Genomic DNA, 26,676 nt, shown 5'->3' on the forward strand with positions numbered 1-26,676 from the left:
TTAGCAAATGAGCGTCCAGATAATCAAGACAGTAGATAAAACAAAGGATGACGTTATGAAACTTCAAATCAGCCATCAGACCAACTACTATTATGGCGAGCTGGCCCAGCGCAGCGTACAGTATATACGTATGACACCGATGCAACTGCCGCATCAAATCATTCATCAGTGGGATGTCATGCTACCCAAAGTTGCCACCAGTCAAAAGGACGGCTTTGGTAACGACTGGCTCACGCTTAGCCGTAACGAGGCACATAATAATTTACAGATGCAGGCGTCAGGCATCGTTGAGATTAATACCGATACTGAGCGACTAGAGGATATGGATAACGTTCCCTACTTGCTCTTTACCGTACAAAGCCCCTTAACCAAGTGCTCAGAGGCAATGCGTACATTTGCAGCGCCTTATCTAAAAAACCCGACGCATGACAGTTTAAAAGCGATGGCGGCTGAGCTCTTAACGAAGATGCCTTATGTTAAAGATACCACCCATGTTGGTACAACTGCAGCTGAAGCCTTTGCAATAGGCGCTGGGGTGTGCCAAGACCATACCCATGTGTTTGTGGGCTGCTGCCGTGATCAGCAAATACCAGCGCGTTATGTATCGGGCTACCTGTATGACGATACTGAGAACCATATGGCAAGTCATGCTTGGGCTGAGGTATGGCTCGATGGATACTGGTATACCTTTGATATCTCAAACCAGCTGTTTCAGCCAAGCTCTCATGTATATGTCGCTATTGGTCGCGATTACTTAGACGCAGCTCCTGTGCGCGGCGTACGCATGGGTGGTGGTTATGAGAATCTATACAGTCAAGTACTAGTGACACGCTTATCGTAATGGCAGATTTTATGCAATTATATTTATTAGGAATATCTCATGACTTATTGTGCGGCTATCCGCCTCAAAGAAGGGATGGTTTTTGCCAGTGACACCCGTACCAATGCAGGCGTGGACCACATATCAACCTTTAGAAAGCTGTATCAATATGGCGTTGAGAGTGAGCGTTTTATGGTGCTACAAACAGCTGGTAGCCTTGCGACCTCGCAGGCTGTATTCAACAAATTACAGAGCGATATTAATTTGCGCTCCGAGCACAGCTTACATGCCGTCTCTTCATTATTTGACGGCGCGCAAATGGTTGGTGAGTGTATGCGTAACGTCATGACCAATGCACAAAGAGTTGCTAATGATAATAGTAGCGGTACTTTTACCAGCTCGTTTTTGTTAGGTGGTCAAATAAAAGGGCAACCGCCCGAGCTATATATGATTTATCCTGAAGGCAACTGTATTAGAGCCACTCAAGATACGCCATTTTTCCAGCTTGGTGAAAGCAAATATGGCAAACCCATTCTTGATCGATCAGTGAAATACGATACTGGGGTTAATCATGCTGCTCAAGCATTAATGCTGTCGTTTGATTCAACCATTCACTCCAACCTGTCTGTCGGTATGCCAATAGACTTTGTGATTTACCAAAATGATAGTCTCACGCTACCCAAAGGTCGCCGTATCGAGGAAGACGACGAATACTTTAAAACCATTAGTCGTCAGTGGTTAGAAGCGCTGCGTAATACATTAGTTGAATTACCTGCCTGCCCTGATAATTATTGGGAGTAAAGGGCTTTCTCAATGTTGAGCTTGATTTGATTGAAGTTACTCTGGAAACTCTCACTACATCAATAAAAAAGGCGCGGTTCGGCTGGTCTTTGATTTTGCCACTTCATCAGGTGTGCCTTGAGCGACTATCTGTCCGCCCTCATCCCCTGCCCCTGGACCAATATCGATAATCCAATCACTATTGCTGGCCACTTGCATATCATGCTCAACCATAATGACCGTATTACCTGCATCGACGAGTCCATTTAATTGTGCCATCAGCATCGATACGTCTGCTGGATGGAGACCAGTGGTCGGTTCATCCAGTATATAGAGTGTATCGCCTCGTTGCGTGCGTTGCAGCTCAGTGGCTAACTTGATGCGTTGGGCTTCACCACCTGATAGTTCAGTCGCTGGCTGACCCAGACGCAGATAACCAAGGCCGACTTGTAGTAACGCATCTAATGCGCGCAAAATAGACGCTTCATCGGCAAAGAAATCATAAGCCGCTTCCACCGTTAGATTTAGCACTTCAGAGATGTTTTTATCTCGATAAGTGATCGCCAGCGTGTCATCATCGTAGCGTTGACCATGGCAGACTTGGCAAGGAGCATAGACACTAGGCAGGAACAACAGCTCAACGCTGACAAAACCTAAACCCTCACAATTTGGACAACGGCCTTTGACCGTATTAAATGAGAAGCGACCCGCATCATAACCGCGCGCTTTTGCCTGCTCAGTTGCTGCAAATAATTTACGAACATTATCAAACAGCCCGGTATAGGTCGCAAGGTTTGAGCGAGGTGTACGACCAATGGCTTTTTGATCGATATTAATGAGGCGGCTTACTTTATCCATGCCAGCAATAATTTTGCCATTCGTAACCGTTTCAAACTCTTGCTCAAGTAAATCCGCTTCGCCAGTTGGTGCATCCACGTGGGCTTTTTGTCCTAACGCTTCATTGACCAGCTCAACCAACGCCTGACTCACAAGACTTGATTTACCCGAACCAGATACGCCAGTGACGCTGGTCATAATGCCTAGCGGAAACTCAATACTTAACCCTTGGATATTATTGCGTTCAACATCAGCCAGCTTTAGCCACGCTGTTGGCTGTCTTAGTGATAGTGTAGATAGCTGATTTGTCGTTGAATCCACCGAATCAGTATCAGTAAGTAGATATTGAGCCGTTTGTGAGTGAGCGACATTACGCAACCCCTCTATAGGACCGCTGTATACAATCTCACCACCATGCGTGCCAGCCTTTGGCCCCACATCTACTACCCAATCAGCATGCCGGATGACACTGACATCGTGTTCAACGACAAACACTGAATTACCAGCGGCGATGAGTTCATCCAATGCCCTCAATAGCGCCTGTGTATCAGCAGGATGCAAACCCGCGGATGGCTCATCAAGTACATATACCACGCCAAACAGCTGCGAGCGTATTTGGGTCGCCAGACGCAAGCGTTGTAGCTCACCTGGCGACAAAGTCGGTGTCGTACGTTCAAGTGATAAGTAGCCCAATCCCAGTCTCGTTAATGCCTCGACACGAGTGAGAATATCACTGGCGATACGCTGAGCAACAATGGCTTTTTCGCGGTTTGGTGTCTCATTAACGACCTTGGTGCGAGCCGTCTTTTCAAGTTTAAGCGCTAGCTCGGTTAAAGTTAGTTGCGATAGCTCACCAATATCCAGACCTGCAAACTTAACCGATAGAGACTCTTTTTTTAGCTTCTTCCCATGGCACTCAGGACACTCAGATATTTGCATAAATTGCGAAACGCGCTTTTTGGTGCGCGGGCTTTGGGTATTGGCAAACGAGTGTAATATGAAGTTTTTTGCACTGGTAAAGGTGCCCATATAGTTTGGCTTTTCGTCTTTCTCAATCGCTATGCGAGTTTGTTCAGTATTATATTCAGGATAGACAGGCACCGTCGGCGTCTCATCAGTGAACAGAATCCAGTCGCGAGTTTTCTTTGGTAGTTTATTCCAAGGGGTGTCGATATCATAGCCAAGCGTGGTCAATATACGGCTGAGATTTTGACCTTGCCACGCGGGCGGCCACGAGGCAATAGCGCGCTCACGAATGCTTTTAGTCGCATCAGGCACCATCAGCGCTTCGGTGACTTCAAACACACGACCAATACCCGAGCACGTTGGGCATGCCCCTTCTGGCGTATTGGGCGAAAACGCATCGGCGTATAGCATCTCCTGATCTGCTGGATACTCGCCAGCTCGTGAGTACAGCATACGCAGGCCGTTCGATATGGTCGTGACACTACCAACAGATGAGCGCACAGAGGGCGTACCGCGTTGCTGCTGCAATGCGACTGCGGGGGGCAACCCTTCTATTGCATCGACATCTGGCTCATCGACCTGATCTATCAGACGCCGCGCATAAGGCGATACAGAATCAAGATAACGGCGTTGTGACTCAGCAAATAAAGTGCCAAACGCTAATGATGATTTACCAGAGCCTGATATACCCGTAAAGACTACTAGTGCATTACGCGGTAAATCAACACTGACGTTTTTTAAATTATGGACACGTGCGCCTCTCACTTGAATTTGGTTGTTAGAATCGTTTAGGATGTTTTGAATTTCTAAGTTAATTTCAGCGTTGGTTTTATTCTTATTGTTTTTAGAGGTCATAAAGTCGTTTTTCCTATTGATACATGTTTTAATTTTAAATGTTTTTCGCTGTGTCTATAAGACCATTCAGCAGTTGCAAAAGAGTCTAACATGTTCAAATCGTTACTATAGCTAGGCTTACGTATTACTAGCATAGATAGACAAAACGATAACTTAAACAATCAGCAGTTGATAGTAGCTCTCGGTAGTTAATCAACAAAAAAAGACCGCCTTTAGGCAGGTCTTTTTTTCTATAAGCATCTAATATCCGAAATAGGAAATAGGAGAAAATAAAATATTCTCACCCCACCACCAGCCGCATCATCTGCGTACTAATATAACCACCAAACGTACCGACCGCATAGCCAAGAATGCCCAAAAACACCCCAACTGGCGCAAGCGATGGATGAAATGCCGTAGCGACAATCGGTGCTGAGGACGCGCCGCCAGTATTGGCATTGGAGCCGACTGCTAAAAAGAAAAATGGCGCACGAATGAGTCTAGCGACCGCAAAAATAATCACTACATGAATACTCATCCATAATAAACCGATGAGCAATAAACGCCATTGTGAGACGATGCCGGCTAGATTGATTTGCATACCAATAGCAGCAATCAATACAAAGATAAATACCGTGCCGATTTTTGATGCCCCAACATGGTCGAGCCTGCGGACCTTGGTAAAAGAAAAGATGACACCTATCAAGGTAATAATGACCACCATCCAAAAGAATGAGCTGGCAAAACTATATTGTACCGCCCAGCTGTATGGTGCAAAAAACCCTGCTATCTGCCCGCCGATAAAGTGTGCCACCCCTACCATGGCAAAGCATAAGCCGAACATTACCATTAAGTCATTCAGTGTCGCTGGACGTGCATGATCGCGCTCATAGCTCTCAACCGCTGCGATGACTTTATCAATACTACTACTATCAGCCCTTAATAGACGATCTATCTTATCGCTGTGCTTGGCCATGACCAAGATAGCCAATAGCCATAATGAAGCATTGGTCGTATCAACCAAGATCATCATCCCAAATAAGTCATCGCTGACACCAAACAGCTCCTTCATTGCTGCTTGGTTAGCCGCACCGCCAATCCAGCTACCCGCCACTGCTGAAAATCCGCGCCACAGGGTATCATCGGTAAACATACTGGGCGATATCCACTTAGCCACACCTAAGCTAATCGGACCACTGATAACAATGGCAATACTGGCTGCAAAAAACATAGCAATCGCTTTCCAGCCCAGTCCTAGTATCTTAGGGACATCCATCGACAAGGTCATCAATAGCAAACTTGCTGGCAACAAGTAGGTAGCCGTAAAACCATAAATCTGCGAGCCAATACCATCAGCGAAAACGCCTAAGCTATTCAGCGTCGCCGGTATAAAGCAGCATAGTACGATACCCGGCAATACGGCATAAAAGCGTCGCCAAAATTTACCAGGCAGCCCTTGGGTATAAAATACTAAGCCGATAATTGCCATGATGATGCCAAACGCTAATGGCAGACTATCAATTGCTAAACTTGAGGTGGCGGGCATTAAAAGGCTCCGGAGTGTGCTAGTTAGTCAAAGTTCGTCAGTATAGACAAGGCGAAAAACAGGTGCAAGCTGGTATTTATTTAGGGTGTGCTGAACACTCCTTAATATCCACCTAAATATACCAGTAAGCAAACGCAAAAAAGCCAGATAAAAAGTATCTGGCTCATTAAAAAACATCAAACTATTTTAGAAGGCTATAGTTCTATCAGGTAAGTAACGATTATATTCTTTTGAACAAAGCGGAGCGACTTGATTCCTCACTGCCATCAGCCGCAGTCAAAAAGCGTTCCATATGAATATCGCGTTCGAATAGTCGTGCTTGCATCAGCGTAGTAATAGTAGAGTCTATCATTGGCGGTGGTCCACACAGATAAGCCTTGTGCCCTGAGCACTTACCATCAAAGTGCTGGTTAACCGCATCATTTACATAGCCTTTGAACCCCGTCCACTCTCCCAGTGTATCTTCAGCACTTAAAGCTGGAATATAGTGAAAATTTTCATTATCTCTTGCTAATTGTTCAAATTTATCTCTATGGTATAGCTCAGGGATATTCCTTGCTCCCTGAAACAAATAAATCTGACGCCTATCGCCCTGCTCCAAAAGATCTAAAATCATAGATTCAGGACTAGATAATCCAGACCCGCCAGCCACAAAAATCACATCTTGATTATCGCTGTTTCGGACAAAAAACTGACCATAAGGACCTGATAAAGAAATTTCATCACCGACAGACAGGTCATTATGTAGCCAAGATGTACCTTTTCCATCAGGTACTAATCGTACATGTAGCTCAATTACATTTGGTTGCGATGGAGGATTGGCAATAGAAAAAGCTCGAGTACCAACATCAGGGATGTCCAGATTGATATACTGACCTGCTTGAAACTGTATATCTTCATCCAACTGCAAGCGAACGCGCAATATAGTAGGTGATAACGAATTCCTCTCAATGACCGTTGCCGTATAATCTTGCACAGGATATCCTAAAAAATCAGGATCGACATCGATATCGGCCTCAATCACCAAATCAGATTCAGGATAACAGCAACAAGCCAGCACTTTGCCCTCGTCACGCTCAACCTCCATGAGTGCAAAGGTAGACGCCTCTCCAAGGTCAACAAAACCCTCAAGCACTTGCACTTTACAAGTCCCACAAGTGCCATGACCACAAGCAAAAGGTAACCACACTCCTTGTCGCAAAGCGGCCTGTAATAATGTTTGACCGTCTTCAACTTCTATAACATCGCCAGTCGGCTCAATAGTCACTTCATAAGACATAGCGCTCTCCATTGCAGTATTTGTTAAAAACCATTATCAGGGTTATTGTTAATTGACTTTTCCTAAGCCAATTTATACACCAGTCCCTCTCCAACCATTTAAACCCGGTGTTTTAAAGCGTAACAATGACTTATGATCAAAGCCAATCTCTGCTAGTGTTTGCTCATCCGACGGTGTGACCATCTCTCCATTTAAATTCCATTGCACCTCATCCCATTTGATATGTTCAAAGTCAGGATGCTGATCAAAACCTTCAGTCAGAACACCAGCCTTGAAATCTTTAAAGGTCATGGTTGGCGGTAATGGAAAAGACTTGGCAGAACAGAACAGCAAATGCTCATCCCAACCGATAAAGACTAAAATATTACCACCAAAGTTGGCTTGTTTATCCATAACGTCACCCGTGTACTCAGGGCGGATTGCTTGAACTGCCATAAAAATCTCCTTATCAATATTTTTTGGTTAAATTAAGCCACACCTTTCCATTTTTTCCAGTTAGCTTCATCAACAGAACCTTTAAAATCCATATTGTCGGCACCGATATTCATGCGATAGTATTCAGTGAGAATATCGTCTAGCTCTGGGCCACCGCAGTTGCCTTGCAAGATTTGATGTACGGGTAGCCATGCCTGTACGTATTTTTCAGGTTCATCATTGAAAATATCTTGACAGCCGTCTGAACACATGTGGTAACGCTCGTCGTTATAGACAGTACTGCGATAACTGAACTGACCTGGATCATCATTCATCTCCGTAAAGGTCATTGGCACTTGGCAAATCTGACATAACTGCGGCAAGCCTTTGCTATAAAAGCGTTTGCCTTCTGCTTCAAGTTTTTTGGCCAGCTCCCAACGAGGGCGATAATACTTGTCAAAAGTATCTGGATATTTTTCACTGAGCCAATTAAGCTCTTCATCGGTTGGGATCCAAGTATGGAATCCAGAAGCATGACCAAAATTATAAAATATCCACCAAGCCTGATGCGATATGTGTTCTTTTTCCTTTTCAATCACTTCGACATATTTTGGTGGGCGGATACCGTAGCGAGCTAAATCATCGAATAACGCCCCGCCAGCATCTTCAAAGTAGACCTCCCAAGCCTCTTTCCATGACATAACTTTGTTTGGCAGCATATAATCCATCATCATGCCAACGATGGACAGTAGACGCGTGCCACGCCAAAACCACTTATCAATCCACTTTTGCACGATAGGAAGGTTATCTTCGTGCTGCTCAAGTAAAAACTTGATGATTTCAAGTCCAAGCGTCATATGACGTGCTTCATCTGATTGAGCACTAAAACCAAAAGTCACCGTTGCCATGTCGCCGTTGTGCGCAGCTCCAGACATAAAAGGTACAAACAGTAAATTAGTGAGTACGTATTCAAACGAGAACGAAATCGCAAGTAAAAACTCAAAAGGCCCTGCTGAGCGCGCATCTTCAAAAAACGACTTGGGAACAGATAGATACCAGACACGGTCATGCATATGACTCCAGTCTTGGAAACCGTTAAAGTACTTATTAAAATGGCTCATGGCATGAATCTGAGTTTGGACATGACGTAGCTCATCAATAGACTGCATTTGACAGGCGATACGTGCACCAATACCACTAAACTGACGACCAACGTTAGCGTAGCCTTGGTATGCTTGATACTCTAGTGGCGTAACGGCTGTCAAAAATAGCTTGATGGCATTCAAATAGCGAGGATCTGAGATATTCATTTGACCGTTGTTTTGAGAAAAAGCATCAAAAATAGCATATAGCTTTTTTTCCTTTTCAGCTTGATACTTCCAATAAGTATCCATCGTCAAACGGAAAGGATCTTCCCATTTTGACCAGTCTGTAATTTTTATACCTTCAAAATCTTCGTGAGGAAAAGCTTCTTTTCTGTCTTCGTATGAAAAGTCCCAGTCAAGATCACGGGTTAAGAGACGGTATTTCTCTTTTAGGTTGAGCTTTTTGGCGTTTTTTGTAGTAGTCATGGTCTGCTCCTTGTTAGATACGGGATTATTAATCACGGGATTATCAATCCTTGATAATATTTTGATTTTAGGTATTACTGATGCCAACTTAAGGTCAGCGAGTCTTCTTCTTCTTCGACATTACCGCCTAATGTCACTAAGCTTAACTGTAGCTCTTGAATCTCCCACTCACGACCAAGTTTTTCTTCGACTGTCGCGCGGTTAACAACAAGCTCGTTCTCACACTCCATACGAATCATAGCTGGCTGGTAAATGACAGTGACTTTCGGGTTGTCTTCTTCTACTGCTTGGACGATATAGCGTGACATATCGTTGTCTTGCAGCGCTAGATATACTTTTGACATAACAGTTCCTTAAATGATGAAATATAACTTAGTGTATTTAGATAAATTTATGCTGCTGTTACAGTACTTAACCCTACGGTCTTACAGCGTTTGGCCAATTGAGCTTGAATATCTTCTATCACAATTACCGCTTGCTCTGCACCGAACAGCTTCTCAATCAAAGGCTGATACGCTACTAATACTTTATCCAACCATTTATCCAGCCATTGCTGGCAGTGCGCCTTATTATCTTCACTCTCAGCCACGATGATTTTGATAACACTATTACTCCAGCCTGTTAGGTCTTTGAAGCAATCTTGCATAAACTCAGTAAGCATCGCGATATCGCGGCCATTATGCTCGACTAACCAATTATCCAAGTACTGATAATGGACGACATGAATAACGGTATCCATAACAAGAGACTGCGCAATAAACAGCTCAAACCAATCTTTTACCACTAATGTATTCTCACAAAGCGCACGAACACCTTGCCACGCCGCATCGTTCATCCAATACGCTTTGCCTTGCTGCAATGAATCGCTAGAGTTGCCATCGATTAACAGCCCAATTCGCGATAAATATTGCGCCATACCTAGTCTGTCCATACCTGCATATAAACAAGCTTGGGTAATAGCAGTACCATAACCATAAGCTGCGCCGTACATAAAGTTTAGATTGGCCGTTTGCTCAACGTGGCGTAGCGGTATCAAACCAAACGTAACGGTTTCTAGCACTTCTTCACTTAGATTGTTCAAAAGATCGCGTTTTTCAAAAAATTTATAATTGCTTTCTGCTGTATCTTGCAGGCGGGCACGGTTTTGAACATAAGCCCCATAATAAAACTGGCGTGGATCTTTTAAGTCATACCAATCCGTCATTTGAATGACAGAGTAAGTTTTGTCATTCAGAGTCTTATCAGGATTCCAAAGGGGCTTATAATGAAAGTTTGTGGTCCCCTGAGCGTCATAAGTCGCTTCTTGATAACGAGTAGCAGGCTTCTCACCAAATCTCCGAGAGATATTAGCAAAGGTATGACGAATGGGTTCAAGGCTGGAGGTTTTGATTTCTAAAGACATATTCAGTTATTCTTAATAAATATAAATAGAATCATACGAGTAATTGGGGTGATGGTTATTGCCATTATGACTAGGAGCTTCTAGCTTCAGAATGGTTATTACCTACTAACGTAGACTTGGTGCCATAACGCCATTTGTCCTCCTCTTCATCATTGAAATGCATTTGTTCAGCTGTCATGGTGATGACATTATTGTTGACACAAAATGCTGCAAAACTTGCGGGAGGTAGCACCAGTTCAACGAACAAACTTGAATCTCCAATCGCGAAGTCAAACATGACAAATTTGGCATCCGGTGCACTTCTGACCCGAACATACTTAGGGAGATCATTAAAAGATGGGAGATTTGATTGAGGGGTGTGTGAATTCATCCTAAATTCCTTATTTGGCGTCCTGCCATTTTGTTCAAGTTATTTACTATTAAAGTGACTTACTACTATGATCAGTGAAAGCAATTATCTCAAAGACCTTTCATTGCTAATTTAGACATTACAAGTTGCATGCCAACCACGATTTTTATTTTTTAAGTGACTGAATTTAAAAGTATTTAATTTTTATTTTCAGATATTGTCTATTTAAAAACGTTTTTATTATCATCATTAATTCAGCATTTGCTGAAAATTTATTCTTGGTTTTCATGAAATAATGAAGTCATTTCGCTAACTACGCAGGGTTGTAATGCATCTGATTGCAGAGCAAGCAATATATTTGGATTAAGGTAATTGCGTGATTTGAGTATATGTGTGATTATAAATAGCAACGAATATTCGTCTAAGGATAGACATCACCCAGCCACTGGCAAGGATTGCGTCTGACATGTCAAAGCACTCTCATAGTAATAATTATCAAACCTCTGAAAACCCCAACATTCTCACCCCCTCGCCTATATCACATAGGTCACATAGCCATTCTCTACTTGAGCCGTTGGAGAAAAATGAACAACAAAGCGTAAAAGAACAGGATTTCTCTAAAAGCATTGAAGACTTATTAACCCATCTTGAATTCGATGTGCATGCAGGCAAAATATGGTTTGGTGGTCAACGTATGCTACTCAATCATGCCCATGCATTATGGCGTCTGCGCGAAGAGCTGAACCTGACGCTTGGCTCTGATATCACACAGCGGCTTTTTTTTCGTTATGGGTACTTTGCTGGCGTGGAAGATGCTGAAATCAGTAAAAAACTACGCCCAGATGGTAGCTGGAAAGAAGTCTTCCTCTCTGGACCACAATTGCACACCATTCGTGGCATGGTAAAAGTCGTCCCTGATGAGATGACTGTCGATTTTGATAGTGGTAAATTTTTTGCAAGCTTTGATTGGTATAACTCATTTGAAGTGGCTTATCATAAAAAGTTCAATGGTCTATCAGAGACGCCCGTATGTTTTAGCTCGCTTGGTTATGCTAGCGGTTATACCAGCTATTTTTTCGGACGGCAGATCGCTTTTAAAGAAGTGCAATGCGCAGCGATGGGGTTTGATCATTGCCGTATAGAAGGTAGACCATTAGAAGAATGGGAGGAAGATACTGATTTGCAAAAGTTTTTTAATACTGAGCGTCTAAACACTGAGTTGTTTGAGCGTCGAAGTAATTTTGATGAAGTTAAAAGACAAAACCCTAATACACGAATAAAGCCTGAAGGTTTTTTTTCTGCCATTGGTGAGTCACCCTCTTTTAAGAAAGCGACCGCGTTGACAAGAAAGGTAGCTAAGACTAAAGCGACGGTATTATTACAAGGAGAAACTGGCGTTGGTAAAGAAGTTTTTGCCCAAGCGCTCCACGAAGCCAGTGATCGCAATGAAAACCCATTTATCGCCATAAACTGTGCTAGCATTCCTACAGATCTCGTCGAATCTGAGCTCTTCGGAGTTGAAAAAGGCGCATTTACTGGCGCTGTGCAAACTCGGCAAGGTAAGATTGAAGTGGCAAGTTCAGGGACACTATTTTTAGACGAGGTGGTTGAGCTTTCTCATCGGGCGCAGGCAGCTTTATTAAGGGTGTTGCAAGAAGGTGTGCTCAATCGTGTAGGTAGTCATATTAACATCTCAGTTGATGTCCGAGTGATTGTGGCAACTAATGAAGATTTACAGACAGCGGTTACTCAAGGTAGGTTTCGCCAAGACTTATATTATCGTTTAAGTACTTTTCCCATTCATATCCCGCCCCTACGCGAGCGTAAGCAAGACATTTTGTTATTAGCCAAATTCTTTTTGCAAAAATATGCCGCGATGTACAACAAGAACATTCAAGGTTTTACCGATCAGGCGCGTGAATACCTCAATCTACACACATGGCCGGGCAACGTTCGTGAGCTCCAAAACGTCACTGAGCGTGCAGTCATTCTTAATGAAGATCACCACTTAATCGATGCAGCTGATTTATTATTATCTAATATACAAGACAGACATAAACAAAACTCACAAAAACTCAAAATATCTGCCGATAGTGGTAGCTTACAGCTCGCTGATGACAGCAGGGTTAATGAGGCGCTTGAAACCTTATTCCATGAAGGTTTCGATTTAGAAAATTTCAACGATAAGCTTATTCATGCAGCTTTGAATCAATGCGAGGGTAATGTATCTAAAGCCGCCCGCTTGCTGAATATTAGCCGTGCCAAACTTGACTACCGACTCAGCAAGTCTAGTGATAATAGGACGCCTTAATATAATATTATAAATAAGTAAAACCAGACGAACACAAAAAAGCCAGATAACGAGTATCTGGCTTTTTGATATTCTATAAATAACGTTGTTTTACGCTGTTAAATCAAACCCAGTAGAGTTGCTATAGCAGCTAAACGCACTCTTATGATGAAGTGTTACCACGGTTGCCACTGTTCGGACGACCTTGACCACGGCTATCAGAACGACCTGCTGGGCGACCTTGGCTGCCACTTGGACGACCGCGACCAGTTGCTGCACGCTCACCGCGTGGAACACCAGTGCTATCACCACGGCTAGGACCACCAGTACGTTTACCTTGATATGGCTTGCCACCTGAACGCTCATTTGGCTTACCAGATGAATCACGTGGCTTACCTTGATAACCGCTGTCATTGCTTGCGCGTTGACCAGTCGGTGCGCTATCGCTTGAGCGACCACGGCCTTGACCACCACCGCTAGACTTACCAGCATAGCCACCACCTGAACGACCACGACCTTGGCCTTGACCACCGCCGCCGTTAGAGCGTCCGCGACCACGGCCACGACCATTACCTTTGTTTTCGCTAGGAACATAAGTTTTCTTAGGCTCCATGCCTTCGATAACTGATACTTCCATTTTACGATCTAAATAACGGTTGATAGCGTTTAGCTGTGGACGATCATCCATGCTACATAAGCTGATAGCAACACCCGTACGACCGGCACGACCACAACGACCGATACGATGCACGTAATCTTCTGTTTGACGTGGTAAGTCGTAGTTGATCACGTGTGATAGGGCTGGCACGTCAAGACCACGAGCAGCAACGTCAGTTGCTACTAAGATTTTACATTTACCATTACGCAAGTCTTGTACGATACGGTTACGTTTGCTTTGTGGCAAGTCACCATGTAAGAAGCTGGCTTTATGGCCTTGCTCTTGTAGAGATTTGGCTAATTTTTCAGTGCTACGTTTGGTTGCCGCAAAGATAATGATTTGTTCCATTTCAGGCTGGCAAACGATTTTATCAAGCAAACGATTTTTGTGATCAAAATCATCACAGTAATACACGTTTTCTTCGATATGAGCTGATTCAACTTTGATTGAAACACGCTCAGGGTTTTTAGTGAAGCTAGCAGCAATTTTACCTACTGGGCCATCCCAAGTCGCTGAACACATGATGGTTTGGCGATTGTCAGGAGCCGCTTTTAAGATATCGTTGATATCATCAGCAAAACCCATGTCTAGCATACGGTCAGCTTCATCAAGTACTAATACTTCAAGGCTTGATAAATCAACGCGACCAGCATTAATATGGTCAAGTAAACGACCAGGAGTCGCAACAATTACTTGTACGCCTTTTTTCAAAGCAGTAATCTGACCGTTGTACGGTGCGCCGCCTACTAATGGCACACAGAACAAACCGCGCATGTCTTTAGAGTACGTACGGACGCTGTCATGTACTTGCTGAGCAAGTTCACGCGTTGGCGTTAGGATAAGTGCTTTAGTTAATTTGTCAAAGCTAGTAGCACGGCTTAAACGGTCAAGTACTGGAATAACGAATGCCGCCGTTTTACCACTACCAGTTTGCGCTGACAATAATAAGTCGCGACCTGCTAGAGCAAAAGGAATGGCTTGTGCTTGAATAGGTGTTGGGTTGGTATAACCACTGCGATCAAGCGCGGTCAAAATTGGCTTGGCAATATTAAGGTCAGTAAAGGTTACTTGATCTTCATCAGTCGCGTCAGTAGTAGCCGCTTGATTGTTATTATCAGTATTTGGGGTATCAGTGTTTTCGATGATGCCGTTTTCAGCGGCGATTGCAGATAAGATATCGGTCATGAGAATCCTTGGTAAGTATAAGTTGCTGTAAATTCAGCAAACTTGATGCATACCACTGATAACCGTTCACCACGCTGCCTTTATTAAAGAATTACCGGACCACATAAAAGTGTCGATAATCAGAAGCCAAGTCATTAAAACTTAGAGCCTCTACAATAAATGCGTTCGTGCTGTCTGACGTATTTTGGTGGTAGTGCCGAGTGTCTTATCCTTGTTTGATATCAGCGCATTATCATTGCTTTGTCCAAAGCAGATAAAGGCGAATAACAACCAATCTAAACCATATTTATGATTCAGTAGATAAGATATGAGTCAAAAATAACTGATCTTTCTATTAAATGTTATTTAAGTACACAAAATCATCGGCAACAATTACTTACGGTCAATCCTAGACCCAAAATCGCAGGCGATGTTATCAATCTCATAATTCACGAAAGTCTAAGCTAACGTGGCGACGCAGTATAGCATAATGAATCCGCTATCAGTACTTATTTTTTAGTTTTTTATCAAAAGAACAGTATCTGTAGGTCAAAAATAAGTTTTTGAACCTATAAAACTTTGAACCTATAAAATTAAGCTATCGTGATTTATTTACTTCAGATACATAGGTTGGTAGCTGCCATGCACCGCCTATTTCAATCATGCGACACATTCCTGTGCTACTTTCATGGCTTTTTACAAAACTTTTACCTGTCCATATCCAGTCAGTTTTGTATAAACAGTCACCAATACCGCGTCCTTTTTGAACTGAACTTATTTTACCACTATCATAGTTGGTCGCCTCGGTAGTCACCAACACCGGATTATAAGGTTTGGTGTCGTTTATTACCCACATCCCAGTTCCTGCATTGTAGGCACCCATCCAGCAGTTATGCTGTACTAGCAGCTGTGATCCATTTAAACGGTTGATACGCCAAGAAGACTTATCCATCAAATTTGGGCAATCAGTATTCACGTCTGGTATCGTATCTTTCATCAACGCTGACAGCTGTGATGTTTTCATGCTAAATTTTTTCTTACTGCTTGAGGTGGCTTTTGCATTTGGCACGACTAAGCGAAGCTGCGGTGCGGCTTTAGGTGCTAATACGCTACTATTAGATTTGCTAGCACCATCGGCGCTAATGAAGGCACTTGATGTTCCCACTCGCCCTTGTGCTTCATCTGCTTTTAGCATGACAGCCGTTGCACCTTTGTCAGACAACTCCCAGCGCGAATTACGCATTACAAGCTCAATCTTACTAGACTTGGTTAATGCTTCAAGCAGCGCTGCAACCTGTGTCGAAGTTAAGTCCGCATCGCCAGCTACCGTTGAGAATGGCTTGGTTTCCCCCAAGTCTTTATCATCAATAAACAGTGACATGCGATGACGACTACCTAGCTGTAGCAGGGCTTTCGTAGAGCTCTCTTTAGCACCGCCAAGTTTGATTTTCCCAACTACGTTAGCATCACTGCCAGCACGACGAACTAATAATACAGAAACAGGGAAATCGCTGTTGTTTTCAGCTTGGTAGCCTGCCAGCCGACAAGTGCGCGTATTGTCACACGCCACTTGCCAATCCTGATGAGTTAGTTCAGTGGCGCTACTTATTGGACTTATTGCGATGGCGCTAGCGGCTACGAATGCCGACAATACTATTTTATTTTTAGCAAAAATACTTTTTAAAGATGTGCTGTTTAGCGCTTTATCACGAGAAATATCAAGCATCCAAGCCAGTTTATTGTTGTTGTTATTAAACTTAGCACTACTATTGCCCGCAGACATAGATGACTGCCTAGGCTCATTATGTAAACCTTTCATAACTCTCACTCATCAATAGAGGAAATATAAACACTGAATCCTAATGACTACAGCGACTCGTCATCTTAACCCACCGACGTTTCTGTCTGTTGTACTAATGTATCATTATGTAAATAAACAAGCAAACAACTTTCAAACAGCTATGACATTTAGTTTGAATGATCTCCATAAAAATGGCTGCTTAGCGCAATGCTAAACAGCCTTTCAACTTTTATTATAAATAGCTATCGCAAAAAGCTATTAAGAAAATTCTAATCAAATAAAATACACGTTAAAAAATTGCCATGAATTCAAGAAATTGGTTGTAATGGTAAGTCGACAGCCCTTTTCACTGCAGGGCGTTCAGCGATTAATTTTGCCCAACGTTGCACATGTGGATAGCTATCGACTTGTAAAAACTCAGCAGCATCATAGAGTTTGCCTAATACGAGCTGGCCGTACCAAGACCAAATAAGCATGTCTGCTATGTTGTAATCTTTTTCGTCATTGCCGCACATATATACTCGGTTTTTTAAATGGCTATCAAGTACGTCAAGCTGACGTTTGGTCTCCATCGTATAACGGTTGATTGGGTACTCCATTGGTTCGGGAGCATAAGCATAAAAATGTCCAAAGCCGCCACCTAAGAAAGGCGCACTACCCATTTGCCACATTACCCAAGAAAGACATTCTGCCCGCGCTGCTCCTTGTTCCATTGGCACAAATTTGCCAAACTTTTCGGCTAGGTACATCAAGATAGCCCCAGACTCAAAAATAGCGATAGGCTCGCCAGCATCGTTACTAGAATGATCAACCAAAGCTGGTATTTTAGAGTTAGGGTTCATAGCGACAAAGTCAGAGCCAAACTGATCACCTGCAGAGATATCAATCTTATAGGCATCATACTCGGCACCCTTTATATTAAGCTCAGCCAACTCTTCTAAGATTATATTTACTTTGACACCATTTGGCGTATTTAATGAGTACAGCTGGAACGGTGCATCGCCCACTGGTAGGTTTTGTTCATGACGCACGCCTGCTGTCGGGCGATTAGTGCTAGCAAACTTACCACCGTTGTCTTTATCCTGCACCCAAACTTTTGGCGGTACATATGTATCGTTTTGCTTATTAGAATGATTGCTAGATTTATTATTATCCTGACTCATAACATATCCTTAGTTTGTATTTATCGACTCATATTTATAGCATTATCATGCTTCTACTAACGTTGCTTACTTATATTTTTTGCTTAAGTAGCTAGTGAAGCTTTACTATAGCGGGAACTAGCCTCTATATTAAAGCTCTCTCTTGTAAGCAACATCTTGCTTTAAACGGCACTATTTACACGCTTATAGTCATTAGGTTTTATGAGTTAGCTAATGATAAACCGTTACCTTGAGTCACTTTTATTATCATCTGCTCTTTCTTATACTACTCGGCTTGCATAGCGAACTGGTTGCAAACAGATCATTTCGCTTATTTTATACTGGGATATCTAATGAGATTGACATGGTAACGCTGACCCCGACGCAAGAGAAATACCTACCGTATGTACTGGCAGTAGCGTTATTTATGCAAATCTTAGACGCTACCATCTTGAATACTTCATTGCCGCAAATGGCCCAAGCGCTGGGTGAATCGCCTCTAAAAATGCAATGGGCCGTTATCAGTTATGCACTAACTCTAGCTATCTTTATCCCTATCAGTGGTTTCTTAGCGGACAAATATGGGACGCGTCGAGTATTCTTATCGGCCATTATCATTTTTTGTATCGGCTCGCTATTGTGTGCGGCCTCGCCTACTTTAGACGTTTTGATTGGATCTCGAATTGTACAAGGTATCGGCGGTGCAATGATGACCCCGGTTGCTCGCTTAATTTTAGTCAAATCCTATCCACGTAATAAGTTATTGACGGTAATGAACTTTGCCGTCATACCCGCGTTAGTGGCGCCCTTAGTCGGACCACTATTGGGTGGTTACATAGTACAATACGCTAGCTGGCACTGGATATTTTTGATTAACATTCCTATGGGTATGGTCGGCTTTGTATTAGCCAAAAAGCTTGTACCTGCACTCTTTGAAGATACCAAACGTCTAGATTGGAAAGGTTTTTTATTATTTGCTGCAGCAGCATGCGGGTTTACACTTGCTGTCGAGTTTGGATCACAAGCCGATCGTGGGCTCTATGGTTTACTGATGGCTCTAGTCTCAACCCTACTGATAGGTGCCTATATTTGGCATGCGAAACGTAAAGAGTCACCGATATTTCCTTTGAGCTTGTTTAGCATCCGCACCTTTCGTATTGGTATTACTGGCAACTTGTTTACGCGCCTCGGTATTAGCGCTGTACCATTTTTGCTACCTCTGCTACTACAAGTAGTGTTTGAATACTCTCCTTCACAGGCAGGCTGGTTACTTGCACCTATCGCAGTTGGTGCGATAGGTATCAAGCCATGGGTTAGTAAAATCATTCAGCGTTATAGCTACCGTACTGTATTGGTTTACAATACCTTCTTAATGGGCACGCTAATTATCATCTTGGCGCAGTTCAGCGACTCATCACAGTGGCCATGGTTTATACCGGTTTTGACACTAATGGGTGCAAGTAATTCAATGCAATTTAGTGCCATGAATACTATTACAATTGGTGATTTACAGGGCGCGCAGACTAGTAGCGGCAATAGCCTCATGGCAGTAAACCAGCAATTGGCAATCAGTTTTGGCATTGCCTTTGGGGCAGCAGTTCTCAATTTATTAAGAGAGCGGTTAGAGCTTGATATCTTGATGGCATTTCAGACGACTTACTGGGTGCTAGGGATTCTAACGATACTTTCAGGGTTGTATTTTTTACGACTCAAATTTGAAGATGGTCGAGGCTTATATTAAGAATAGACTCGTTACAGCAGAGTCAGATCAAAACGTGATAATCCTCTAAACACAAAAAAGCCAACATACTTTATAAAAAATATGCTGGCAAGTTTGATTAAACTGGCACAATCAAATGCATCTAGCTTCTTAGTTTAAAGGCAGGTTTGTTTTAATGCATTTTCTGACCCTATAGCGCTCTAAGGTGTTGCATCGTCATCCATTTGTGACTGGATATAGTTTTGCACACCAACCGCTTTAATTAAGTCTTCTTGGGTCTCGAGCCAATCCTCATATTCTTCGTTGCCATCTTTGAGCGTTACTAATAACTGGCGTGACACGTAATCGCGATGCGTCTCGCATAGTGCAATAGCATCAGTAATGATGTCAAATTTTTGCTTTTCTAAACGTAGATTACAGTCAATAATCTCTGGTACGTCTTCGCCAATAAGGATTTTGCCCAAATCTTGTAGATTTGGTAATCCACCTAACAACAAAATACGTGCAATCAAATCATCCGACCACTTCATCTCAGCAATTGACTGCTTATAAAATGCATCATTTAATGCTTCAAGCCCCCAATGACGTGCTACACGAGCATGCAAGAAATACTGATTGATCGCGATAAGTGATTGACCAAGCACCTTATTTAATGAACGAATAACCTCTTTATCACCTTTCATAATCTCTCTCCCTTTTTTATCGCTTATAGAATCAATCTTCGTTGTTGACTAACTATCAGTTTTATTATCATTAGGCAAGATTGAGTGATACTTCGGCCATTTGACTCTGGAGGTAATTTGGTAGACTAATCATATCGATAAGACGTAACTGCTGCTCTAGCCAATGCGCATGATCTTCCTCAGTATCCTTGAGTTGCTCAACCAGCATATCGCGAGTGACGTAATCACGCTCTTCTTCACACATAGCGATACCATTTTTGAGATGCTCTTGAACTTGATACTCTAAATCAAGATCAAACTGCAGCATTTCTGGCACTGTCTTACCGATGTGGATATCATCAACAGACATTTTCGGTGTCCCGCTCAGCATTAAAATACGGCGAATAATCGCTTGTGCATGCAGAGTTTCGTCTTCCATCTCATGATGAATACGTTCATACAGCTTGCCGTAATGCCATTCAGCATACATCTCTGAATGAATAAAATATTGGTCACGAGCGGCCAGCTCACCGCCTAGTAAAAAATTTAGATAATCGATAACTTTTTGGCTGCCTATCATAACATCTACTCCTATTTTTGAACTTATTTGGCTTTGCACTTACCTTGAACCCACACTTTTAACACAATAATAATAGTTTTTTTGAACTACTTAGTAATATTTATACTTGAGTGGCTTCTGACAATGTCAAATAGATATAGTAGCATACAGGTAAGATATGGCTTGTAACGTTGTGAACTAAGAATAAGATGCCAGTTGAGAATAATAATTAAATAGAGTTATTTGATTATTAGCTAAGGAAAGAAAGTTGAATAAAAGGATTTCTACTCATCATAGAAACTACTACAAATCGTGAAAAAACCACCATCTATACACCTCTTATATTGTATAAATACGAGAATTCTTTAATACATCTATCACTAACTAAAACTTGCTATTTTTATGGCATGCTAATTGCAATATTTAGACTGCATAAGCCAGTAAATCAAGCTTAGCATGGTGCTCGTTTAGATAGTCATTGACCATAGGTTCACAGCATCCACAACAGGTAGCAACATCAAGGGAATCTTTCAAACCCTCAAGGGTATCGATTCCTGAAGCAATAGCCGCTTGAATTTGCTTCTCTTTTACATCGTTACAGATACATACGTACATTTAGCTGCTCCTATCTTTATAACTGGTTGATACTCTTTATAATAACGATAACTATTACCATTTGCAATAATTGTCAGTCTTATGTGCTTAACTTAAAGATATTAACCTATCTATTTTTAATACAAAAAAACAAGTTCGCAAAGATCATAATATAAAAGAATATATTTATATATCCGTAAATATGCATATATTTGTGATAAACGGTGTTAAAATGGCGACAAACGGATGAATAAAGAATATTTTTATATAACTTGATGTATTTATTGTGTTATTATTGATTTCAGTTGTTATAATGTTTTTTATTGTTTTCTTATTATATTATATTTGTGTATATATGTGAACAAATAGCAGTTATTCGACAGTGGCTCAATAGGACAATTATTGGCTGAAAGCCACACAGGTCGTCCCTACAAAATTAACGAAATAAAATTAACGAAACTACGCTTTGTCTTGTTTACTGGATGAATGCTTTTTACTGAATTGATTAGATAATAAGTTATCAGGTGCTATTAGATAATGGATTATCTATTTTACTAACTACTTAACTGTTCTCTTATTAGGATGATTAAAATTCATAAGTAAGCGTGACAATATATTTGGAATATACTCTATGTCTGACAATACTTTTGCTATGCAGCCTCTTGACTTATTTAAAGTACTATCTGATCCGACTCGTTTGAAGTTGTTTCAGATTCTATTTAACAAAGAGTCACGTTGCGTATGTGAATTGGTAGATTTGCTTGACCAGCCGCAACCGACCGTATCGCGTCACCTGAATCATTTAAAGAAGCTGGGAATTCTTAGCTGTTCGCGCGAAGGTACATGGATGTGGTATGAGGTAGCAGATGACTTACCAGAATGGTGCCAAGATATTTTAGAGATTACTTACAAGACTCTGATGAGTCAGCCAGAAATTAGTTAACAGCTTAGCTTTATACTATTCTTTGCGCATAAAAAGAGACCTACATTAATTTAATGCAGGTCTCTTTTTATGTTTGAGTAATACGTCTGATTACACCAAATCTAAGAAATCACTAACAAAGGCATTAGCTGGATGATGGATTAGCTCTTCTGATGTCCCTACCTGCTCTACATGACCATGATTCATTACCACAATCTCATCTGACACTGCACGTGCTTCTTCTTGATCATGAGTCACCATGATGCTAGTAATACCCAAATCGTGATGAATATCTTTTAGCCAAGTACGTAGCTCTTTACGTACCTTGGCATCAAGCGCACCAAACGGCTCGTCAAGTAATAATAATTTAGGCTTTACTGCAAGTGCCCGTGCCAGCGCAATCCTCTGACGCTGACCGCCTGATAACTGGTGCGGATAGGCATTTGCCAGTTGTGGCAATTGCACCAAGTCTAATAGCTCTGCGACGCGCTTATTGATATCGGCCTTACTAGGTCGTTCGTTCTTTGGCAATAAAGTCAGTCCAAATGCTATATTGTCAGCGATATTTTTGTGTCGAAATAGCGCATAGTGTTGAAACATAAAACCAATATGGCGTTTTTGCACAGGCGTATTAGTCACATCCAGCTCATCAAATAATATTTGTCCCGAGTCCGCATATTCAAGACCCGCGATAATACGCAGTAAGGTCGTTTTACCGCAGCCTGACGGACCAAGCAAAGTAGTCAGCTTACCAGTCGGTACAGTGATATTAATGTTGTCTAAAGCGGTAAAGTTACCAAAATTTTTATTAACGTTACGAATCTCGATGCTCATATCTGTATCTCTTTTATGATTCTTTTTATATTAGGCTTTGTTGTTGTCGACACTACTTATCACAGTCGCATTGGCACTAACCGGTAGTTCAGGCGCGCTAACCAACCTTTCGGACTTGGCAAATTTACGCTCCTGTAGCTTAGTCATCACTTGTTGTATCAGCAGCGTCACTAAAGCAAGTGCAGCAAGTAAGCTTGATAACGCAAAGGCGGCAGTGAAGTTATAATCGTTATAAGCAACCTCAACCAATAGCGGCATAGTATTGGTCTCACCGCGAATATGACCCGATACCACACTCACAGCACCAAACTCGCCCATTGCTCGGGCATTAGTCAAAATCAAACCATAAAGCAATGCCCATTTGATATTTGGTAATGTTACATGCCAAAAAGTCTGCCAGCCAGTGGCGCCCAATGTAAGCGCTGCTTGCTCCTCAGAGTCGCCTTGCGTTTGCATCAGCGGTATCAGCTCACGTGCCACGAATGGAAAAGTGACAAATAATGTCGCTAATACAATACCAGGAACAGCATAAATGACCTGAAAGCCCATACTCTCAAGCCAGCCACCAACGGTAGAGTTGAGTCCGAATAGCAATACAAACATCAAACCTGCAACGACCGGTGACACTGAAAAAGGTAAATCAAGCAAAGTGGTGACCAGCTGCTTACCTTTAAATTGATAACGGGTGACTAACCATGCAATTGCGATGCCCATCACCATATTGATTGGTAATACGATACCAGCAGTAATTAACGTGAGCTTAATAGCTTGTAAGGCTTCTGGATCGACAAGCGATGCTATATACAACTGCCAGCCATCCTTGAAAGCTTCATAAAATACAGCTAGTAGTGGCACGACCAGCATGATCACCATGAATAAGACGGCAATAGCGATAAAGGTACGTCGTATCCATGGAGTATCTTTGGTTGCAGGATTGCTTTGATAATCATAACTATTAGCTATTTGCATCTTAGCGAGCTCCTACACGGCGCGACAGTTTCCACTGTACGATATTAATGGTCAATAAAATCACAAATGAAATCAACAGCATAAATAATGCCACTGCCGAAGCGCCTTGAATATCAAATTGCTCAAGCTTACTGATAATAATAAGCGGTAAAATCTCAGATTGCATTGGAATATTACCCGCGATAAAAATCACCGAACCATACTCACCAGTAGCACGAGCAAACATCATACCTGCACCCATCAGTAGTGCCGGTAGCAGTTCTGGTAAAATAACTTTGCGAAAGGTAGTAAAGCGATTCGCGCCTAATACCGCAGCAGCCTCTTCAAATTCAACTGACAACTCTGCTAATACTGGCTGCACGGCACGGACAATAAACGGAAAACTAACCACGACTAAGGCGAGCCAAATACCTATAGGTGTAAAAGCTACCTGTATGTCGAACTTCTCAAACCACTGGCCAATTAGACCATTAGGTGCATAAAGAGTAGCAAGAGAAATACCTGTCACTGCGGTCGGTAGTGCAAATGGCAAATCTACTAAGGCATTAATCATTGACTTGCCCCAAAATTCATAACGTACCAACACCCACGCAACTAGCGTACCAAATACCATATTGGTCAACATCGCCAAAAAGGACATCCATAGGCTCAGCTTAATGGCAGCAGTTACTTGTGGCTGAGTAATAGTCTCCCAAAACCCAGTCCAGCCCATTTGTGTCGTGGTATAAGCCATCATTGCAAATGGAAGTACCACCAATAGTGATAAGCTAAAGACGGTAATGCCCATGCTCAGACCGAAACCTGGCAGCACATTGCGTTGACGCAAACGTGTCAGCCAACCTTTTTTATTAAGGGGTTTACTGGCAGAAGGTGTTTTTGCACTCATATTGATGTCCTATTGTCTAACTAATAGTACTTAGCGATAGTACTTAGTGACAGTACTTAGTACTTAGCGATAGTACTTAGTGACAGTACTTAGCAATGGCACGTATCGTAACGACCACGTTATATCAAATCTATTATTAGTCTGCTTACGGTATAAAGGACATAGCGCGGGCAGCCATGTCCTTTATATGATTGAACGCTAATCAACGAATTGCTTTGTTAGAAGCTACTGTACTTTCTAAGTCGTACTTTTTAGCTAAGTAGCAGTTTTTTACAATGCCGTACTAGCTAGCTACTGTGGCGCATTAATGGCTAGCTGATCGAATACCCCACCATCACTGAAGTAAGTACCCATGATCTCATCCCATGTGCCAAATGCATCGTTAGGGCGGAAAGTTTCAACTGGTGGTAATTTGTCACCGTTTTTATCGAGGACGCTTTTCACACTAGGACGTAAATAGAGGTCTGCGGCCAATTGCTGAGCTGGCTCGCTCCATAAATAATCAAGATATGCTTTTGCCGCGTCAGTCGTGCCTTTTTTGTCAGTAACAGACTTAACGATCGCAACAGGGCTTTCTGATTTGATAGAGTATTTGGGATAAACGATATCAACTTGACCAGCACCAAAGTCAGTAGCGGCAAGGTTAGCTTCGTTTTCAAAGGTTACCAAGACATCGCCGATACCGCGCTGTACGAAAGTCGTCGTCGCTGCACGTCCGCCATTCTCGTAGACTTTGACATTCTTAAGCATGTCTTTTACGTAATTTTTGGCAGGAGTCTCTTCATTATTAAAGGCATGTAAACCATAACCATAAGCCCCTAAAAATGCATAGCGGCCATTACCGGTCACTTTTGGGTTGGCCATGACAATCTCAACGCCGTCTTTGGTTAAATCTTCCCAATCATTAATGCCTTTGGGATTGTCTTTACGTACTAAGAATACGATGGTGCTGGTAAAAGGTACGGCGTTATCAGGGAATTTGCTTTCCCAATCTGCTTCAACCAAGCCTTTTTTCTCAAGCAGCTCGATATCTGAGCCTTGGTTCATGGTAGCGACATCTGCTTGCAGACCGTTGGCAACAGACAATGCCTGTTTACTTGAGCCACCATGTGACTGCTTAATTAGGATATTACTGTTTGGATTTTCAGCTTTATAATGCTCAACGAACAACGGGTTATAGCCTTTATAAAAATCACGTGCTACATCATAAGAGACGTTTAGCAGCTCAATATCCTGACCCTCTGTGGTCGCTGCGGTGCCATCAGCATTAGTAGTAGTGTCTGCCTGCTCATTATTACTACAGCCAGCGATTCCAAGTGTGAGGGCAACGCCTGCGATACTTAAGACGCTAAGCGCTTTATTTTTATGTTGATAGCCTGCCGCGTAAGATGTCATAAATGCCTCAAAGATGTTTGTTATGTAATGCAAGTATGCTAACAGTGCCAGCTTATTATGTTTAATGACTAATATGCGTATGTTATTGCCAAAATGGAATAACATACGCATCTAGTAAATCCACAAATATTTTAATTATTAGGACTTGCTGTGATAGATAACTATAAAGCCAAAGCTATCAATTACTTAGGTTTCATATGCTAGCAGGCACGCTGCACATTTTATAAATATGCAGCGCAATAATTCTCCAGCTGGGTACCAATATCTAGTTACTTATATGAC

The 26,676-nt window shown here is 42.2% G+C and carries 23 protein-coding genes; 5 read left to right on the forward strand and 18 right to left on the reverse strand.

Going from position 1 to position 26,676, the window contains the following annotated elements; translation table 11 throughout:
• The first annotated feature begins 55 nt into the window (after window positions 1–55).
• A complete protein-coding gene (locus ACTQ9S_RS00965) occupies window positions 56–841 on the forward strand; it encodes a transglutaminase family protein (protein ID WP_440453324.1) in 786 nt (261 codons plus the stop codon).
• Window positions 842–880: 39 nt separating this feature from the next.
• Window positions 881–1,621 carry a peptidase gene (locus tag ACTQ9S_RS00970; protein ID WP_068035887.1) on the forward strand — a complete coding sequence of 247 codons (741 nt, stop codon included), beginning with the start codon at window positions 881–883 and terminating at the stop codon, window positions 1,619–1,621.
• A 54-nt stretch (window positions 1,622–1,675) separates the two neighbouring features.
• On the opposite strand, the gene uvrA is transcribed toward ACTQ9S_RS00970, so the two are convergent.
• The 8 genes from uvrA to ACTQ9S_RS01010 all read right to left on the reverse strand — a co-directional run bounded on the left by uvrA (window position 1,676) and on the right by ACTQ9S_RS01010 (window position 10,819).
• Entirely contained in the window at window positions 1,676–4,258 is a 2,583-nt protein-coding gene (gene uvrA, locus ACTQ9S_RS00975) for an excinuclease ABC subunit UvrA (protein WP_440453326.1), read from the reverse strand.
• A 280-nt stretch (window positions 4,259–4,538) separates the two neighbouring features.
• Window positions 4,539–5,783 carry a DUF819 family protein gene (locus tag ACTQ9S_RS00980; RefSeq protein ID WP_440453328.1) on the reverse strand — a complete coding sequence of 415 codons (1,245 nt, stop codon included), beginning with the start codon at window positions 5,781–5,783 and terminating at the stop codon, window positions 4,539–4,541.
• 220 nt (window positions 5,784–6,003) lie between these two features.
• Window positions 6,004–7,062 (reverse strand): NADH:ubiquinone reductase (Na(+)-transporting) subunit F, encoded by a 1,059-nt coding sequence (locus tag ACTQ9S_RS00985; protein WP_440453330.1) that lies wholly within the window; start codon window positions 7,060–7,062, stop codon window positions 6,004–6,006.
• Window positions 7,063–7,134: 72 nt separating this feature from the next.
• Complete coding sequence (locus ACTQ9S_RS00990) at window positions 7,135–7,497, reverse strand: phenol hydroxylase subunit P4 (protein ID WP_068035895.1); 363 nt, start codon at window positions 7,495–7,497, stop codon at window positions 7,135–7,137.
• 32 nt (window positions 7,498–7,529) lie between these two features.
• Window positions 7,530–9,047, reverse strand: a complete 1,518-nt coding sequence (locus ACTQ9S_RS00995; RefSeq protein WP_068035897.1) for an aromatic/alkene/methane monooxygenase hydroxylase/oxygenase subunit alpha — start codon at window positions 9,045–9,047, stop codon at window positions 7,530–7,532.
• Between the two features lie 74 nt (window positions 9,048–9,121).
• A complete protein-coding gene (locus ACTQ9S_RS01000) occupies window positions 9,122–9,391 on the reverse strand; it encodes an MmoB/DmpM family protein (RefSeq protein WP_068035900.1) in 270 nt (89 codons plus the stop codon).
• Window positions 9,392–9,438: 47 nt separating this feature from the next.
• Window positions 9,439–10,449 carry an aromatic/alkene monooxygenase hydroxylase subunit beta gene (locus tag ACTQ9S_RS01005; RefSeq protein ID WP_440453332.1) on the reverse strand — a complete coding sequence of 337 codons (1,011 nt, stop codon included), beginning with the start codon at window positions 10,447–10,449 and terminating at the stop codon, window positions 9,439–9,441.
• Window positions 10,450–10,519: 70 nt separating this feature from the next.
• Window positions 10,520–10,819, reverse strand: a complete 300-nt coding sequence (locus tag ACTQ9S_RS01010; protein WP_440453334.1) for a phenol hydroxylase subunit — start codon at window positions 10,817–10,819, stop codon at window positions 10,520–10,522.
• A gap of 445 nt (window positions 10,820–11,264) precedes the next feature.
• Here ACTQ9S_RS01010 and ACTQ9S_RS01015 point away from each other — a divergent pair, with 445 nt between their 5' ends.
• Entirely contained in the window at window positions 11,265–13,109 is a 1,845-nt protein-coding gene (locus ACTQ9S_RS01015; RefSeq protein WP_082787201.1) for a sigma-54-dependent Fis family transcriptional regulator, read from the forward strand.
• A 142-nt stretch (window positions 13,110–13,251) separates the two neighbouring features.
• On the opposite strand, the gene ACTQ9S_RS01020 is transcribed toward ACTQ9S_RS01015, so the two are convergent.
• From ACTQ9S_RS01020 to yghU, 3 genes are all read right to left on the reverse strand, one after another.
• Window positions 13,252–14,931, reverse strand: coding sequence for a DEAD/DEAH box helicase (locus ACTQ9S_RS01020; RefSeq protein WP_440453336.1), 1,680 nt, complete (start codon window positions 14,929–14,931; stop codon window positions 13,252–13,254).
• 577 nt (window positions 14,932–15,508) lie between these two features.
• On the reverse strand, window positions 15,509–16,729 hold the full coding sequence (locus ACTQ9S_RS01025; RefSeq protein ID WP_440453337.1) for a DUF1176 domain-containing protein: 1,221 nt from the start codon (window positions 16,727–16,729) through the stop codon (window positions 15,509–15,511).
• 290 nt (window positions 16,730–17,019) lie between these two features.
• Window positions 17,020–17,874 (reverse strand): glutathione-dependent disulfide-bond oxidoreductase, encoded by an 855-nt coding sequence (gene yghU / locus ACTQ9S_RS01030; protein ID WP_440453339.1) that lies wholly within the window; start codon window positions 17,872–17,874, stop codon window positions 17,020–17,022.
• A gap of 343 nt (window positions 17,875–18,217) precedes the next feature.
• Between yghU and ACTQ9S_RS01035 the strand changes: the two genes are divergently transcribed.
• The gene (locus ACTQ9S_RS01035) at window positions 18,218–19,594 is read left to right on the forward strand and encodes a DHA2 family efflux MFS transporter permease subunit (RefSeq protein ID WP_440453341.1); all 1,377 of its coding nucleotides are present in this window, start codon (window positions 18,218–18,220) and stop codon (window positions 19,592–19,594) included.
• Between the two features lie 179 nt (window positions 19,595–19,773).
• Here the strand turns inward: ACTQ9S_RS01035 and bfr (ACTQ9S_RS01040) are convergent, their stop codons facing one another.
• The 3 genes from bfr (ACTQ9S_RS01040) to ACTQ9S_RS01050 form a co-directional block, all read right to left on the reverse strand.
• Complete coding sequence (gene bfr / locus ACTQ9S_RS01040; RefSeq protein WP_068035914.1) at window positions 19,774–20,256, reverse strand: bacterioferritin; 483 nt, start codon at window positions 20,254–20,256, stop codon at window positions 19,774–19,776.
• A gap of 70 nt (window positions 20,257–20,326) precedes the next feature.
• Entirely contained in the window at window positions 20,327–20,815 is a 489-nt protein-coding gene (bfr, locus tag ACTQ9S_RS01045) for a bacterioferritin (RefSeq protein WP_440453343.1), read from the reverse strand.
• A 402-nt stretch (window positions 20,816–21,217) separates the two neighbouring features.
• Window positions 21,218–21,409: a (2Fe-2S)-binding protein gene (locus tag ACTQ9S_RS01050; protein WP_440453345.1), complete on the reverse strand. Its 192-nt coding sequence runs from the start codon at window positions 21,407–21,409 to the stop codon at window positions 21,218–21,220.
• 610 nt (window positions 21,410–22,019) lie between these two features.
• Between ACTQ9S_RS01050 and ACTQ9S_RS01055 the strand changes: the two genes are divergently transcribed.
• Window positions 22,020–22,331, forward strand: a complete 312-nt coding sequence (locus ACTQ9S_RS01055; RefSeq protein WP_350656426.1) for an ArsR/SmtB family transcription factor — start codon at window positions 22,020–22,022, stop codon at window positions 22,329–22,331.
• Between the two features lie 90 nt (window positions 22,332–22,421).
• On the opposite strand, the gene ACTQ9S_RS01060 is transcribed toward ACTQ9S_RS01055, so the two are convergent.
• The 4 genes from ACTQ9S_RS01060 to ACTQ9S_RS01075 form a co-directional block, all read right to left on the reverse strand.
• A complete protein-coding gene (locus ACTQ9S_RS01060) occupies window positions 22,422–23,144 on the reverse strand; it encodes a sulfate/molybdate ABC transporter ATP-binding protein (protein ID WP_082785668.1) in 723 nt (240 codons plus the stop codon).
• A 30-nt stretch (window positions 23,145–23,174) separates the two neighbouring features.
• Window positions 23,175–24,113 (reverse strand): sulfate ABC transporter permease subunit CysW, encoded by a 939-nt coding sequence (gene cysW, locus ACTQ9S_RS01065; protein ID WP_068327864.1) that lies wholly within the window; start codon window positions 24,111–24,113, stop codon window positions 23,175–23,177.
• Window position 24,114: 1 nt separating this feature from the next.
• Window positions 24,115–24,999, reverse strand: a complete 885-nt coding sequence (gene cysT, locus ACTQ9S_RS01070) for a sulfate ABC transporter permease subunit CysT (RefSeq protein WP_068035926.1) — start codon at window positions 24,997–24,999, stop codon at window positions 24,115–24,117.
• A 291-nt stretch (window positions 25,000–25,290) separates the two neighbouring features.
• The gene (locus ACTQ9S_RS01075) at window positions 25,291–26,394 is read right to left on the reverse strand and encodes a sulfate ABC transporter substrate-binding protein (RefSeq protein WP_068039166.1); all 1,104 of its coding nucleotides are present in this window, start codon (window positions 26,392–26,394) and stop codon (window positions 25,291–25,293) included.
• Window positions 26,395–26,676: the final 282 nt, after the last annotated feature.

It is taken from the genome of Psychrobacter sp. ASPA161_9, from assembly GCF_051970275.1.
Taxonomy (GTDB): domain Bacteria; phylum Pseudomonadota; class Gammaproteobacteria; order Pseudomonadales; family Moraxellaceae; genus Psychrobacter.